This window comes from Myxococcus sp. CA040A (genome assembly GCF_013336725.1).
Lineage (GTDB): Bacteria > Myxococcota > Myxococcia > Myxococcales > Myxococcaceae > Myxococcus > Myxococcus llanfairpwllgwyngyllgogerychwyrndrobwllllantysiliogogogochensis.
In genome coordinates, this window is the sequence record NZ_JABUMR010000001.1 from 1,436,211 (window position 1) to 1,450,329 (window position 14,119).

Consider the following 14,119-nt stretch of genomic DNA (forward strand, 5'->3'; position numbering starts at 1 on the left):
CCGCGTCCACCAGCGGTGTCCTTCAATGGCTCACGGCGCCGGAGCCGCCGCCGGGAGTTCGTCGTCCGCCGCTTCCCGCCGGGACTCGCCGCGCACCTTCTGCATCAGCACGTAGAGGCCCGGGATGAAGATGAGGTTGACGATGGTGGACACCAGCATTCCGCCGAACACCGTCGTGCCCAGCGAGTTGCGTGCCGCCGCGCCCGCGCCCTGCGCCGTCATCAGCGGCACCACGCCCAGGAGGAACGCGATGGAGGTCATCAGGATGGGCCGCAGGCGGACCTCGGCGGCCATCACCACCGCCTCCAGCGCGTCCTTGCCGCTCTCCCTCAACTGCTCGGCGAACTCCACGATGAGGATGGCGTTCTTGCTGGCAAGACCCACCAGCATCACCAGACCCACCTGACAGAACACGTCGTTGGCGTACCCGCGCATGAGCTGCAGCGCCAGCGCGCCCATGATGGCCAGGGGCACCGAGAGGATGATGACGAACGGCAGGCTGAAGCTCTCGTACTGCGCCGCCAGCACCAGGAACACGAACAGGAGCCCCAGGCCGAAGATGATGAGCGTCTGACCACCGCTCTCCTTCTGCTCCAGGCTGATGCCCGTCCACTCCGCGCTCATGCCCTGCGGCAGCGTCTCCGCCGCCAGAGACTCCATCGCCTCGATGGCCTGACCGGAGGACACGCCCGGAGCCGCCGCGCCGTTGACCTCCGCCGAGCGGAACAGGTTGTAGTGGCGGATGACCTGCGCGGACACCGTGGGCGTCACCTTCACCAGCGACTCGAGCGGAATCATCTCCCCGTTGTCGCTGCGCACGTAGAACGCGCCGATGTCCTGCGGGCTGTCGCGGTACTGCTGCTCGGCCTGCACGTAGACGCGGTACGTCCGGTTCGCGTAGTTGAAGTCGTTGACGTACTGGCTGCCCATGTAGACCTGCATCGTCCCGAAGATCTGCTCGATGGGGATGCCGAGCGCCTTGGCCTTCTGCCGGTCCACTTCCACGTCCAAGAGCGGGGTGTCCGCGTTGAACGCCGTGAGCACGCCGCGCAGCCGTCCGTCCGCGTTGCCCTTCGCCACCAGCTCCTGCGTGGCCGTCGCCAGCTCATCCAGCGTGCGCGAGCCCGCCGTGTCCTCGACGATGTACTGGAAGCCGCCCACGCTGCCCACGCCGCGGATGGCCGGGGGCTGGAAGGGGATGACACGCGCGCCACCGATGCGGCTCAGCGGCCCACGCAGCCGCTCCACCAGCCCCGCGACGGACTGGTTCTTCCCCGGACGCTCCTCCCACGGGATGAGGCTGGAGAACACCGTCGCCAGGTTGGGGCCGGTGCCCTGGAAGGAGAAGCCGCCGATGGCGAACATGGCGCGCACCTCCGGCTGCTGCTTGAGCACCTCCTCCACCTGGGCCAGCACCTTCTCCGACTGGGCCAGCGACATGCCCTCCGGGCCCTGGATGGAGATGATGACGTAGCCCTGGTCCTCGTCGGGGATGAAGGCCGTGGGCGTCACCCGGAACAGCACCACCGTGGCGCCGATGCAGGCCAGGAACGCAACCAGGACGATGAGCGGGTGCTTGAGCAGCGCCCGCAGGCCTCGGCCGTACCAGGCGCGCGTCGCGTCCAGCACCTTGTCCACCCAGCGGAAGAACACCCACTTCTCACCCACGTGGTGCTTGAGCATCCGAGCGCTCAGCGCCGGGGTGAGCGTCAGCGCGCAGAACGTGGACAGCGCCACCGACGCGGCGATGGTCAGCGCGAACTGGCGATAGATGGCGCCCGTCGTTCCAGGGAAGAGGGCCACCGGGACGAACACCGCCACCAGCACGACGGAGATGGCGATGACGGCGCCGGCCACTTCCTTCATGCCCTCGCGCGCGGCCTGTCGCGCTGTCAGGTGCCGCTCCACCATCAACCGTTCGATGTTCTCGATGACGACGATGGCGTCGTCGACGACGAGGCCCGTGGCCAGTGTGAGGCCGAAGAGGGTGAGGGTGTTGATGGAGAAGCCCATCAACTGGACGAAGGCGAAGGTGCCCACCAGCGAGACGGGCAGGGTGAAGGCCGTAATCAACACGCTGCGCCAGCCGTGCAGGAACAGGAAGATGACCAGGATGACCAGGGCGATGGCTTCCACCAGCGTCTGGAGCACCTCGTGGATGGAGGCGCGCACCGCGAGCGTGGTGTCCGTGCCTGTCTGGAACGTCATGCCCGGGGGGAACTGCGCGGACAGGCGCTCCAGCTCCTTGAAGACGCCGTCGCGCACGTCGAGCGCGTTGGCGGTGGGCAACTGGAAGATGGCCAGACCCACGCCCGTCTTCCCGTTGAAGCGCAACAGCGTGCCGTAGCTCTCCGCGCCCAGCTCCACCCGGCCCACGTCCTTCACGCGCACGCTCTTGCCGCTCGCGTCGCGCATGAGGACGATGTCGCCGAACTCCTCCGGGTCCACCAGACGGCCGCGCGCGCGGACCGCGAGCTGGTAGGGCTGCTCTTCACTGGAGGGCGGCTGGCCCACCTGTCCCGCGGCCACCTGGAGGTTCTGTTCCTGGAGCGCGCGCGTCACGTCCTGGGGCGTGAGCTTGCGGCGCGCCAGCTCCGTGGGGTCCAGCCACAGGCGCATGGAGAACTTGCGCTCGCCGAAGATGCGGACCTCGCCGACGCCGCGCACGCGCTTGATGGCGTCCTTGAGATTCACGTCGGCGTAGTTGCTGAGGAACTTCGCGTCGTAGCGGTTGTCCGGGCTGGACAGACCCACCGTCAGCAGCATCTGGCTGGAGGCCTTGTTGACGACGATGCCCGTCTGGTTCACCTGAGAGGGCAGGCGCGCGGCAGAGCGGCTGACGCGGTTCTGCACGTCGACGGCGGCGACCTCGATGTCGCGCGTGGGCTCGAAGGTGACGGTAATCTGGCTGGTGCCGTCATTGCTGCTGGTGGAGGTGATGTAGCGCATGCCCTCCACGCCATTGAGCTCCTGCTCGATGGGAATGGTGACGGCGCTCTCCACCACCTCGGCGCTGGCGCCCACGTAGTTGGCCGTCACCGTCACCTGCGGCGGTGCCAGGTCCGGGTACTGGGAGATGGGCAGGGTGGGGATGGCAATGGCCCCCACCAGCGTCAGCAAGATGGAGCAGACGATGGCGAAGACGGGTCTGCGGATGAAGAAGTCGACGAACACGGCGTTCAGGCCCTCATTCTCATGGCGGTAGCCGAGCCTCGCGATGCGACTGGCGAGGCCCGGTCCATCCCTTGGCTCAGCGGCTGCCCGCCGTGGCGGCACCGGCCCCGGCGGCCGGAGCGGCGTCGGGGGACTTCACCTTCACGGCCATGCCGTCGCGCAGCGCCTGCAGCGAGGACACCGCCACCCGGTCGCCCTGCTTCAGCCCGCCTTCGATGACGTAGGACAGGTCGCCCAGCGTCCCGAGGACGATGGGGCGGCGCTCCACCACCGTCTTGCCCTCCTTGTCCTGCACCACCATGGCGAAGGGCTGACCACTCAGGCGCACCACCGCGAGCGCGGGAATCTGCAGCGCGTCCCGCTTCGCGTAGACGATGCGCGAGCGCACCAGCTCGCTGGGGCGCAGGCCCACGGTGTTCTGGAAGGCCGCCTTCACCTCCACCAGCTGCGTGCGCGGGTCCGCCTGCGGCGCGACGAAGAACAGGGGGCTGGTGAGCAGCACCTTGCCCTGCGAGTCCAGGACCTCCAGCGCGGTGTCCGGCTTGAGCGCCCGCGCCCGCTCGGACGGCAGCGCCACGCTGACCTCCAGGACATCCGCCTGGGCAATCGTCGTCAGCGGCGTCGTCGCGCCCACGAAGTCACCCATGCGCACCAGCACGTCGCCCACCGTTCCCGCGAAGGGCGCGCGCACGGCGTGGAACTGCAACTGCACCTGGCGCTGGGCCACCTGCGCGGCGGCGGAGCGCGAGGCGGCCTCGGCGGCCTCCACCTGGGCGCGGCCCTGCTCCAGCTCCTGCGCGCTGGCGAGGCCTTCCTTGTAGAGCGCCTCCGTGCGCGCCAGGGTGGTGCGCGCCAGCTCCCGGCTGACGTGCGCGGAGCTCTGCTGCGCCTGGGCGCTGTCGAGCGCGGCCGTCTCCGTGCGGGAGTCGACCTCCAGAATCGCAGCCCCGGCCTCCACCTTCTGACCGGGCTTCACGTGGATGCGGCGCACGTAGCCCGCGACCTGAGGCAGCACGGTGATGTTCTGCCGCGACAAGAGCGAGCCCAGATACTCCCCGGTGTCTCGCACCTCGCTGGGCGCCAGCGTCAACACCTGCACCTCGCGAGGAGGCGGCGCGGCCGGAGGGGCCGCCTTGCCCGAGCACCCCGCCGCCATCAGCAGGGCGGAACTCCACAACGTCATCTTCAGCGCCTTCAGGGGGCGCACCCGCATCACCAATCGCACCGGGCCTCCGTCAAGAATGCGTCCAGGCGCGCCTGGACAAGCTCGAATTCACGCAGCGCCAGCGTCAGCTCCGCCTGGCGCAAGGCCGCTCCGCTCTGCACCAGCTCCAAGCTGCTGCCGCGGCCCACTTCAAAGGAACGGCGCGTGAGCCGGTCCGTCCGGTCCGCGAGCTCTCGCGACTCGGACGCCGTCTTCACCAGCGCCTGTGCCACCTCGATGCTGCGTCGGGCCTGCGTCACCTCGACGGACACGTCGCGGCGGCTGCCCTCCAGCGTCTCCGCCGCCTGGCGTTCGATTCCCTCGCGCTCCTTCACCAGTCCACCGCGCAGGCCGCCTTCCCACAGGGGGACGGACAGCACCGCGGCGATGCTCCATGAAGAGAAGCGCCCGAAGCTCGGGTCCGTCGTCACCGCTTGCAGGTTGCTCGTCAGGCCGAGCGTCGGCAGGTAGCCCGCGGACGCCTGCCGCCGGCTGTCGCGCGACGCATCCACCTGCGCGCGGGCGGCCGCCAGGTCCGGGCGGGTGTCCAGGTCCTCCAGCGGAGTGCACACCTTGCGCGTGTCCTCCATCAGCCCGCCCAGGTTGAAGGACGTGTCCACGCCCACCGCGTTGCCAAAGCCCAGGGCGATGCCGAGCGCCTCGCGCGCCCGGCGAAGCTGCTCGTCACCGGAGACGAGCGCGCCGCGCGCCAGCGCCACATCCTGGTTCACCCGCACCACGTCGAGCTGGTTGCTCGCGCCCAGGTCGAACGAGCGCGTCGTCAAGGCGGAGCGCTCCAGCGCCTGGAGCAGACCCACGCGGTTGATCTCCGCGGCCCGCTCGGCCGCCACGGTGGCGACCAGCGTGCGGGCAAGCCCCAGCGTGAGGCGGCGACGCAAATCTTGAAGGCTGGCCACCGCGCCGCGCTCGGAGGCGGATGCCGACGACAGGCCGCGCCACGCGCCCACGTCCACCAGCGACTGGCTCAGGGACGCGGAGAGGGTTCCGACAATCGGCGAGGTGGGCGTGCGCCCGTCCAGCGCGGGCGTGGGAAACACGCCCACCGCGGTGTCCGGGTTGAGGAGGTCATGGGCGGCGCTCGCCGACGCGCGTGCGTTGGGCAAGAGCGACGCCAGGGCCTGACGCCAGCGCCCCTCGGCGCGTTGGACGCCGGCTTCCGCGGCCCTCAGATTCGTCGAGCGCTCCCGCACGAGCGTCAGCGCCTGCTCCCAGGTGCTCACCTGCTGAGGCGCGGCGGGGACCGGCGCCAACATCGGGTCCTCCACCTTCGGCTGAAAGGGGACAGGGGGAGGAACAGGAGTACTCGGCGCGGCCGGCGTCGAGGCAGCGACGAACGCCAAGAGGAGAGCGGTGGGTGCGGACATACCAATCGGGTAGGTAAGGGTGACTGCAGGTGCGACTCGACTCCCCCCATCCGACGAATTGCGTCAGGCAGATGTAATTGACAACCATTGTAGGCGACAACTATTTCTTCAGAGGAATGACTTTCGCGGAGCACCTCGCCTCGTTGCGTCGCAGCATTCGCCGCCACCTCACCGAGAAGCTCGGGGCGCGGACGACGCGGCCGTTCAATCAACTGCTGGCGCTGAAGGCCATTTCCGAGGGCATGCGAAGGCAGTCCGCGCTCGCCGAGCGGCTGATGGTGGACGCGCCCGCGGCGAGCCGGCTGGTGGATCGGCTGGAAGAGGATGGGCTGGTGCTGCGGCAGGCCGGGGAGGACCGGCGCTGCTTCCGGCTGGAATTGACCGCCCAGGGAGAGCGCGAGCTGTCCCACCTGCTCGATGCGCTTCGGGAGCTGGACGGCGAGCTGGGGGAGTACCTTCCGGAGCCGGAGCTGTCGGAGCTGAAGCGGCTGATGGAGAAGCTCCAGACGGGCCTGAGCCTGCGGTCAGTCGGTCCGGACGTGCCTGGCACCGACGGCTGCGGGGAGTGAGCGGGGCCTGGAACGACGAAGGGCCCGGCCTCCGGAAGTGATTCCGGAAGACCGAGCCCCTCGGCTCGAAGCGGCGAGGCGGCCTGTCAGGCCTGCTGCGCGGGCTTCGGCTCTGCCTCGGTGGTGGCGGCGGGAGCCTCGGCGGGCGCCTGCTGCGCGGCGGACTGGGCCTCCGACTCGGCGCGCACGCGGGAGGTCTCCTCGGTGCGCTGGTCGCTGGCGGCCATCTCCTCCGGGGTCAGCTCGGTGCGGTCGGCCAGGATGCCCGTCTTCTTCTCCAGGTCCTTGATGGCGCGGCGCATGAGGTCGCGCTCGAGCAGCGTGCGGTTCAGCCGCTTCTCCAGCGCCTTGTACTTGTCCTTCATCAAGTCCAGGTCGCCCTTGGTCGCGGCGTAGACGCGCTGCTGCGTCTCGTTGCGGCCCTTGATGCGGCGCACTTCCTTCTCCAGGTCCACGGCGCGGTTGCGGTCCTTGTTCGCCGCCTGCTCCAGCCGGTCCATCTTCTCGCGGTCCGCCTCGCTCAGCTCGCGGATGACGCGGCGAGGAGTCCGGTCCTCGCGAGCGGCCTCGGCCACCGGCGTCACCGACACGGCCGCGGCCACCACCTGCTCACCCTCCTTGGCGGGGGCGGCGATCTGCGGGGCCACCACGGGGGCGGCGGCGGACACCGGGGCGGGGGCCTGCGGCTCACGGCGACGGCCGCGACCACCCTCGGACTCCGCCTTCAGCCGCTGGTTCTCGGTCAGCACCTGCGCGAGCTCCAGCCGGGTCTGCTCCAGCTGCAGCGACGCGTTGCGCTCCACCTCGGCGCGGGCCTTGGCCAGGTCCTGAGAACCCTTGTCGCCCTCCTTCTGCTCGAAGACCTTTCGCTTGGCCTGCTTGAGCTGATCCTTCACTTCCTGGAGCTGGTTTCGCTGCTCATCCAGTTCCTTCTGCTTGCGTTGCAGCTCCGCTTCCGCCCTGGCGCGCGCGGCCTTGTGGTCCGCTTCCAGCTCGACGCGGGGCGTGTTGGAGGAGGAGGAAGAGGACGGGAGCGCCGCCTGCTTCGCGCCGCCGAAGAGGTTGAAATACAGCGAGATGGCGAGCCCGACTGCCAGGGCGATGACCAAAGGAACCACGGGACGACCTCCACGGGAGGGATATGCAAAAAGCGGGGCAGCCTAACCTCCAGCGCGGGCCCGTCAAGAGTGCGCTGGGGGTGCGGCCCCCTTGTACCCCGCCTCCATGCCCTGTTCGGAGGAAGGGTGCACGTGCGAAATCGAAGCCTCCCTTGGAGGGCATTCGCCCAGACGGGGTCTTCCCCGCCCCGCCGGGAGCCGCGATGCTGCGCCGCCCCGAAGAGCCCCGAGGAGCACGTGTGACATGGCTCACCTGGAGCTGAGACCCAAGCAGCGCGTGTCGAGCTTCCGCAAGCTGGCCATCGGCAGCTGGGGGGCGGCGTATGACCCCACCGTCTACGGCACGCTGACGGTGCGCATGGACCGGGCGCTGGCCTACATGGAAGCCTTCCAGCGGAGCACGGGCCTGCGGCTGACGGTGACGCACCTGGTGCTCAAGGCGCTGGCGGAGGCGCTGCGGCGCTGCCCGGATGCCAACGCGGTGCTGCGCTTCCACCGAATCTATCTGCGCCAGCGCATCACCGTGTCCGCGCTCCTGCGCTCGGCGGACGCGGCGTCGGGGTGGGCGCCGGTGCGGGTGGTGGACGCGGATCGCCTCGGGTTGCGTGACCTGGTCCTCGCGCTGGACGCGGCGCACGAGGATGCGCGGGCGCGACGGGGCTTCCGGTGGGTGGAGAAGGTGCCCGCGCCGTTGATGCGGCTGTTCACCAGTGGGGTGTCGTTCCTGGCGGTGACGCTCAACCTGGACCTGGGCCGCTTCGGCCTGCCGAGGGATGCGTTCGGCGCCGCGGTCGTCACGGACGTGGGGGAGCTGGGCCTGGACTCGGCCTATCTGCCCCTGGTGCCCTTCACGCGGGTGCCGGTGTTCCTGGCGCCCGGCGCGGTGCGCGACACGCCGGTGGTGGAGGAGGGGAAGGTGGTGGTGGGAAAGGTGATGAGCCTCAACGCGTCCATCGACCATCGCTTCATCGACGGCTTCCACGCGGGCGTGCTGGCCAACACCTTGAAGGAGCTGCTGGAGGACCCCGAGGCGGCGTTCGGTCCGCCGGACGCGGCGGCCTCGGGGGGCTGAGCGCGGGAAGCGATGGGGTGCTCCCCGCGCCCGTTCGTCACGTCAGTACGCGTACTCCCAGCCGCCACGGCCCCCACGGGCAGGCGAGCCACCGGTTCGAGCGCTCATCGCTCGCAGCCGGCGCACCCGCTCCGGAATGGGCGGGTGGGTGGAGAACAGCGCCATGACGCCGCCCCGGTGCAGCGGGTTGACGATGAACAGGTGCGACGTTGCTGGCGCCCTGTCGTATGGCATCACCTCCGCGCCGCGCTCCATCTTCAGCAGGGCATCCGCCAGCGCATCCGGGTCCCCGCTCAGCTCGGCGCCCGTCGCGTCCGCGCCGTATTCGCGCGAGCGGCTCACGGCGAGCTGCAACAGCGTCGCGGCGATGGGGGCGACGAGGAGCAGGCCCAGGTTGGCGAACGCGCCGCCGAGGCCGCCCTCGTCGTCATCGCTCCGGCTGAGCATGGAGCCGCCGAACCAGAAGAGCATCTGCGCCGCGTAGCTGATGATACCGGCCAGCGTGGCCGCCACCGTGCCGATGAGCGTGTCGCGGTTGCGCACGTGCCCGATTTCATGCGCGAGCACGCCCTCCAACTCGCGCTGGTCGAGGATGTCCATGATGCCCGCCGTCACCGCGACGGCCGCATGTTTGGGGCTGCGGCCCGTGGCGAACGCGTTCGGCGAGCGCGTGGGCAGGATGTAGACCTTCGGCTTGGGCATGCCCGCGCGGGTCGCCAGTCGCTCCACCATCTGATGCAGCCACGGTGCCTGCTCATAGGGCAGTGGCTTCGCGCCGTGGATGGCCAGGGCGATCTTGTCGCTGAACCAGTAGGAGCCGAAGTTCATCACCACGGCGAAGAAGCCGGCGAACATCAGACCCTGGGCTCCGCCCAGTCGCTGGCCGATGACGAGCACCAGCGCGGTGAGGCCCGCGAGCAGCACCGTCGTCTTGAGCGCGTTGCCCAGGCGGTGCCACCCACCGCCGCCGTGCAGCGCCGGACGTCCGCCGCCGTTCCGGGAAGTTTCGTGGGTGCCAGTGAGTGCCATGTCGTCTCGTTCCTTTCCCCCGTTCAGGGGCTTCAGAAACGTAAACAGGCGGGCCGGCTCGTCAACGAAAGCCCCTGGATGTGTCCATGAATCCAGGGGGTTACGTCACCGCTCGGAAGCCAGGCAGGAGGGCAGGCAAGCCGTCGCCCGATAGCGCGCCGCGCGGGCTCGCGAGCCCTCTTGAGGCCGGAAGTGTCGTAACTCGCGGCCCAATGGCAGGGGGCCGGGCGAGCCTGCGCGGGGACGGTTGGCGCGCCGCGAGCCGAGCACGTCCCGAGGTTGTCAGGGCGAATCAACGCGCGCGGTGCGCATGGTCGGGCGCAGCCGGATGGGCGGTGAGTCGGGCGCTGGGAGAATCCACGCCTTGGGCGCGAGCCCATCCCGCTCTCGCGCCAGGTCCACGTTTGGATCCACGAGCACCTCCGCGGAGCGCCCGTTCAACGAAACGCGGACATCCGCACGCACCTCCACCGCGCCATGGCCTCGGGACTCGAAGTCGCGGGCGATGTGTCGGGCGAGCTGGAGGATGAGGTCGGGCTGCACGGACATCTCCCGCTCCTGAAGGCGGGTGAGGTGCTCACTTGGCGAGACGTGCCACTCGCGTCCCGTGCCCGGTGCGCGAACGATGAACGTCACGCTGCCATTCTTCTCCCGCGCCATCACCCGCCAGGAGAAGCGCATGCCCTGCTCGTGCCAGAGCACGTTGCCGCCGTACAGGTGCGTGCGCAGCGGGACGGCAAGCTGCACCACGCCGTACGCCACCGCCGCGCCGAGCGCTACCCAGGCCTTCCATCCCGGCGACGCGAGCCCCGTGGTGCGGGGAGTCCAGGAGCCCGCATCGCGCCATGGCAGTCCGCGCAGTCGCGCCACCATGCGTCGGGGCCAGGAGGGCTCGAAGAATACGAGCGCCGCCGTCACCATGATGAAGGGGAACATCCCGATGGGGAACAGCACGGAGGTGGCCGCGTGGAACACGATGACCACGACGTAGGCGAATGGGCGCAGCCGGCGCGACAACAGGAACGCGACAATGGTGGTGTCGAAGAGGAAGCCGGACCACGCCGCGGCATAGGCCACCCAGCGCTGCTCCAGCAGGGGCCCCACCCACGGCAGGCTCGTTCGGGCCGACAGCCAGATGTTGAGCGGCTGCGCGTGCACCAGCCAGTCGGAGGTGAGCTTCGCCAGTCCGGCGAACACGTAGACGACGGTGACCTGGAAGCGCAGCAAGAGCGTGCACCACGCGGGCAGCGTGTCGCTCCGGAGCGCGGGCCTGCGCCATGCGTCGACGGAGAACGCGCGGTGCGCTGGCACGAAGACGAGCAGCCCGAGCAACAGGCTCACCAGGTAGTAGTGGTTCAGGTAGTTGCTGACATCGACGAGCTGCACATACGTGAAGGCCACGAAGAGCAGGACGGCCGTCGCCCGATAGAACAGGCCCGCCGCGAGGAACGCGCCCAGCACCGCCAGCGCGGCGAACACCAGGTGCATCCACGGCGCGGGCAGCGCCGGCACCCAGTCGAAGCCCCAGTAGGTGAAGTGGAAGCGGGGACGCACGAACAGCACGTCCACCCAGCCGTAGGCGAGGAAGCGAATCGACGAGACGGTGATGAGCACCCCGAGCGCCACCCGGAACGCCGCCAGCGCCGCGATATCTCGCGGCGCCAGCAGCAGCTTCCAGAGGCGCTCGTTTCGGGAGCCGAGGGCCTGCTCAGTCATTGTCCCCTTCGACGGACTGGGGCAGCTCCAGGTCCAGCACCGTGACGAGCTCCGTCTTGAGCACGTCCGTGACGCCCTTGAACGCGTCATGGAGCGCGCGCACGGACGGCTTGTCCTGGGCCAGCGCCTGCTTCAGGTCCTCTTCCTCGATGGTCGCGAAGGTGGCCTCGGCGGCGACGATTCGCTCACGGAGCTTCTGGGCCAGCGCCTCCGCGCCCGCGGCCACCAGCACGTCATCGAAGCCCGTGCCCGTGTAACCCTCACCGCAGCCCTCCGCGAGCAGCCGGAAGCCCCGGACATTGGCGCGCAGGTTCGCCTTCGAGCGGTTCGCGAACTGCGATTCGAAGTGCTCAGGGCACGATTCCGTCGAGCACTCCCGCATGCCCAGGGGGCGCGCCAGCTTCAGGTCCTTGCCCTCGCGCTCGAAGTAGAACATCGCGTCGCTCACCGCGTTGAGCGCGGCCTGGCTCGTCGGGAACACCGTGTTGCCCGAGCCCGCGGACGCCAACGTGTTGGCGAAGTTGTCCTGGTCCGCCGCCCACGCCTTCACCAACTGCGTCGCTCGCTGGTTCACGTCCTGCGCCACCGCGAGCGCATAGGCGCGCTTGCGCGTTGCCCGCTCCGTCGGTGACAGCGCCGCCCAGGTACCCTGCGCGACGATGGGCGAGGTGCTCTGACACGCCGTCTCTTCTCCCTCGTGGAACAGCAGGTACTCCAGTGCGTACAGCCCGCGCCGGCTCACCAGTGACGTCGGGAAACCCGCCGTCTCGTAGCTCTTGCTGACGACCTGCTCCTCCACGGCGCACCGACTCACGAGGGGCCACGAATAGACGTTGTCGCGCAGCTCCGCGCCGCCCGCCGCGCTGCGAGGCGCCGCCGGTCCCACCTGCATGACCTCCGCGACCTGCCACACGTCCATGGCCGCGTGGAACGCCGCGCGCGCCTCCGCCTGCGTCGTGGCATCCGGCTGACCCGAGTACCGCGACACCGCTCCCGTCAGTGCGGTGCTCGCCTCCAGGAACTGCCGCGCCGTCTTCTCCACGCAGGCGCCCGTCGCCTTCAGGAGGTCCGCGCGCGTCGTGTCCGTGCCGCCCGGTCCCGCGTCCTCCTTGCCTTTGTCGGACTCCTTGCAGCCCGGAAGGCACGTCAGGGCGGTGAGGAGCAGGAGCGCGCTGGTGCGGCGTGCGCGGAGGGGGCCCGGCGACTGGGTCTTCATGAGGGTCTCGATCATCTCGGGGGAAGTCAGGTTGCTCAGGAGTCGCGCGCTTGACAGCGCGTGTGGATCCGTTTTAGGAGCCGCACCCTGATTTTGAGAACGATTGTCATTAGCAGGTTACGAAATATTGCAGGGAGAGGGGCATACGATGAAGAGCGGGATGCAGCAGCGTAAATCGTTCGCGGGCGTAGCGGTCCTTTCGCTCGCACTGGCGGTGTTCAGCAGCGCCTGTGGCGACGACGACGAGAAGGACCCGCAGAACACGCCGGACTCTGGCACGCCTGACTCCGGAACGCCCGACTCTGGCACGCCCGACTCCGGAACGCCCGACGCGGGCCCGGTGACGACGGTGTCGGACGCCGACATCGCGCTGGCTCGCTTCAACACGGACGGCACCCTGGACACGACGTTCGGCGCCAGTGGCACGACGCGCGTGGACCTGAGCACCGTGGCGGGTGGAACGAAGGACGCCGTGTGGGGTCTGGCGGCGGATGGGACCAACCGGCTCGTCGTCTTCGGCTCGCGCCGTGGCGAGGGTGACCGCGTCGACGCGGACCGCGTGGTGGTGCGCTTCGCGGCCAACGGTGCCCGCGACACGACGTTCGGCACCGAGGGCGTGTACACGCTCAACGTCTCCAACCTGAGCGACGGCGCGCGCCACGGCATCGTTCAGACGGACGGCAAGATTGTCGCGTCGGGCTACACCAGCCAGCCGACGGGCGCGGGCACGCAGGCGGCCAACCGCATCGTGCTGCTGCGCCTGGATGACGCGGGCAAGGCGGACAACACCTTCGGCTGGAAGGGCGTGGTCAACTCCGCGCCGTTCGGAGCCGTCAACCCCCCCACCAACCCCGAGTGGGGCATGGCGGAGGCGTACGCGGTGGGCCAGTTCAGGGACGGCAGCTACGTCACCACCGGCTACGGCCGCAGCGCGTCCTCCGGCACGGTGGACGTGGTGAACTTCAAGTACTCGGCCACGGGCGAGCGCGACCTGAATTGGGGGTCGAACGGCATCGCCCTGCTGGACCTGGTCAGCGACAACGACCGCGGCCGCAACCTGCTGGTGCTGAACGACGACCGCGTGTGCACGGTGGGCAGCGCGACGCCGGTGGCGCAGAAGATCTCCGCCCTGGTGTTCATGCTGGACAAGAACGGCGCCCGCGACACGACCTTCAACACGGAGGGCTACAAGCTGTACGACTTCGAGCGTCCGGAGCAGGCGTTCTTCGGCGTGGCGAAGTCCGCGGACGGCAACTGGGTGGCGGCGGCCGGTTACCGCGCCGGTGGCAGCGAGGATGACGACGGCGTGCTGGCCATCATCCCGGTGGGCGGCTCGGGCACCGAGGTCTTCAAGGCGGTGCCCATCTCCGAGACGGACCATGACCGCTTCTGGTCCGTGGCCTTCGACGCGTCCAACCGCGTCTACGTGGCGGGCTTCGTCACCGAGGGCGGCGACAACAAGATGGTGGTGGCGCGTTACACGACGGCTGGCGCGCTGGACACCACGTTCGGCACGGGCGGCGTCGTGAAGCACAACTTCATCGTCGGCAAGACGGAGGAGGCCGTGCGCGGCATCGTCGTGCAGTCCGACGGGAAGATCGTCGTCGCGGGCACGGCCGACAAGTAGTAGCAGCAC

At 69.5% G+C, this 14,119-nt stretch carries 10 protein-coding genes; 3 read left to right on the forward strand and 7 right to left on the reverse strand.

Annotated elements, in window-relative coordinates; all coding sequences use genetic code 11:
• Positions 1–30 precede the first annotated feature (30 nt).
• The 3 genes from HUA75_RS05905 to HUA75_RS05915 all read right to left on the reverse strand — a co-directional run bounded on the left by HUA75_RS05905 (position 31) and on the right by HUA75_RS05915 (position 5,763).
• Positions 31–3,174, reverse strand: coding sequence for a multidrug efflux RND transporter permease subunit (locus tag HUA75_RS05905; protein ID WP_174485754.1), 3,144 nt, complete (start codon positions 3,172–3,174; stop codon positions 31–33).
• Positions 3,175–3,250: 76 nt separating this feature from the next.
• Positions 3,251–4,399, reverse strand: coding sequence for an efflux RND transporter periplasmic adaptor subunit (locus tag HUA75_RS05910; protein WP_371746063.1), 1,149 nt, complete (start codon positions 4,397–4,399; stop codon positions 3,251–3,253).
• Positions 4,387–5,763, reverse strand: a complete 1,377-nt coding sequence (locus HUA75_RS05915; protein WP_174485755.1) for a TolC family protein — start codon at positions 5,761–5,763, stop codon at positions 4,387–4,389. The genes HUA75_RS05910 and HUA75_RS05915 overlap by 13 nt, the downstream gene beginning before the upstream one ends.
• 116 nt (positions 5,764–5,879) lie before the next feature.
• Here HUA75_RS05915 and HUA75_RS05920 point away from each other — a divergent pair, with 116 nt between their 5' ends.
• The gene (locus tag HUA75_RS05920; protein ID WP_141649107.1) at positions 5,880–6,332 is read left to right on the forward strand and encodes a MarR family winged helix-turn-helix transcriptional regulator; all 453 of its coding nucleotides are present in this window, start codon (positions 5,880–5,882) and stop codon (positions 6,330–6,332) included.
• A gap of 86 nt (positions 6,333–6,418) precedes the next feature.
• On the opposite strand, the gene HUA75_RS05925 is transcribed toward HUA75_RS05920, so the two are convergent.
• Positions 6,419–7,450 carry a cell envelope biogenesis protein TolA gene (locus HUA75_RS05925; RefSeq protein WP_174453527.1) on the reverse strand — a complete coding sequence of 344 codons (1,032 nt, stop codon included), beginning with the start codon at positions 7,448–7,450 and terminating at the stop codon, positions 6,419–6,421.
• A 244-nt stretch (positions 7,451–7,694) separates the two neighbouring features.
• Here HUA75_RS05925 and HUA75_RS05930 point away from each other — a divergent pair, with 244 nt between their 5' ends.
• Positions 7,695–8,522 carry a 2-oxo acid dehydrogenase subunit E2 gene (locus HUA75_RS05930; RefSeq protein ID WP_174485756.1) on the forward strand — a complete coding sequence of 276 codons (828 nt, stop codon included), beginning with the start codon at positions 7,695–7,697 and terminating at the stop codon, positions 8,520–8,522.
• Between the two features lie 42 nt (positions 8,523–8,564).
• Here HUA75_RS05930 and HUA75_RS05935 read toward each other — a convergent pair whose 3' ends face one another.
• The 3 genes from HUA75_RS05935 to HUA75_RS05945 form a co-directional block, all read right to left on the reverse strand.
• Complete coding sequence (locus tag HUA75_RS05935; RefSeq protein WP_141644236.1) at positions 8,565–9,551, reverse strand: zinc metalloprotease HtpX; 987 nt, start codon at positions 9,549–9,551, stop codon at positions 8,565–8,567.
• Between the two features lie 282 nt (positions 9,552–9,833).
• Complete coding sequence (locus HUA75_RS05940) at positions 9,834–11,267, reverse strand: HTTM domain-containing protein (protein ID WP_174485757.1); 1,434 nt, start codon at positions 11,265–11,267, stop codon at positions 9,834–9,836.
• Positions 11,260–12,483, reverse strand: coding sequence for an imelysin family protein (locus HUA75_RS05945; protein WP_174485758.1), 1,224 nt, complete (start codon positions 12,481–12,483; stop codon positions 11,260–11,262). Before HUA75_RS05945 ends, HUA75_RS05940 begins: the two co-directional genes overlap by 8 nt.
• Before the next feature lie 160 nt (positions 12,484–12,643).
• Between HUA75_RS05945 and HUA75_RS05950 the strand changes: the two genes are divergently transcribed.
• The gene (locus HUA75_RS05950; protein WP_254627369.1) at positions 12,644–14,110 is read left to right on the forward strand and encodes a hypothetical protein; all 1,467 of its coding nucleotides are present in this window, start codon (positions 12,644–12,646) and stop codon (positions 14,108–14,110) included.
• Positions 14,111–14,119 lie beyond the last annotated feature (9 nt).

Coding starts and splice junctions, on each gene's coding strand:
- HUA75_RS05915 (WP_174485755.1), bottom strand. CDS start 5,763: ATGTCCGCACCCACCGCTCTCCTCTTGGCGTTCGTCGCTGCCTCGACG.
- HUA75_RS05920 (WP_141649107.1), top strand. CDS start 5,880: ATGACTTTCGCGGAGCACCTCGCCTCGTTGCGTCGCAGCATTCGCCGC.
- HUA75_RS05930 (WP_174485756.1), top strand. CDS start 7,695: ATGGCTCACCTGGAGCTGAGACCCAAGCAGCGCGTGTCGAGCTTCCGC.
- HUA75_RS05935 (WP_141644236.1), bottom strand. CDS start 9,551: ATGGCACTCACTGGCACCCACGAAACTTCCCGGAACGGCGGCGGACGT.
- HUA75_RS05940 (WP_174485757.1), bottom strand. CDS start 11,267: ATGACTGAGCAGGCCCTCGGCTCCCGAAACGAGCGCCTCTGGAAGCTG.
- HUA75_RS05945 (WP_174485758.1), bottom strand. CDS start 12,483: ATGAAGACCCAGTCGCCGGGCCCCCTCCGCGCACGCCGCACCAGCGCG.
- HUA75_RS05950 (WP_254627369.1), top strand. CDS start 12,644: ATGCAGCAGCGTAAATCGTTCGCGGGCGTAGCGGTCCTTTCGCTCGCA.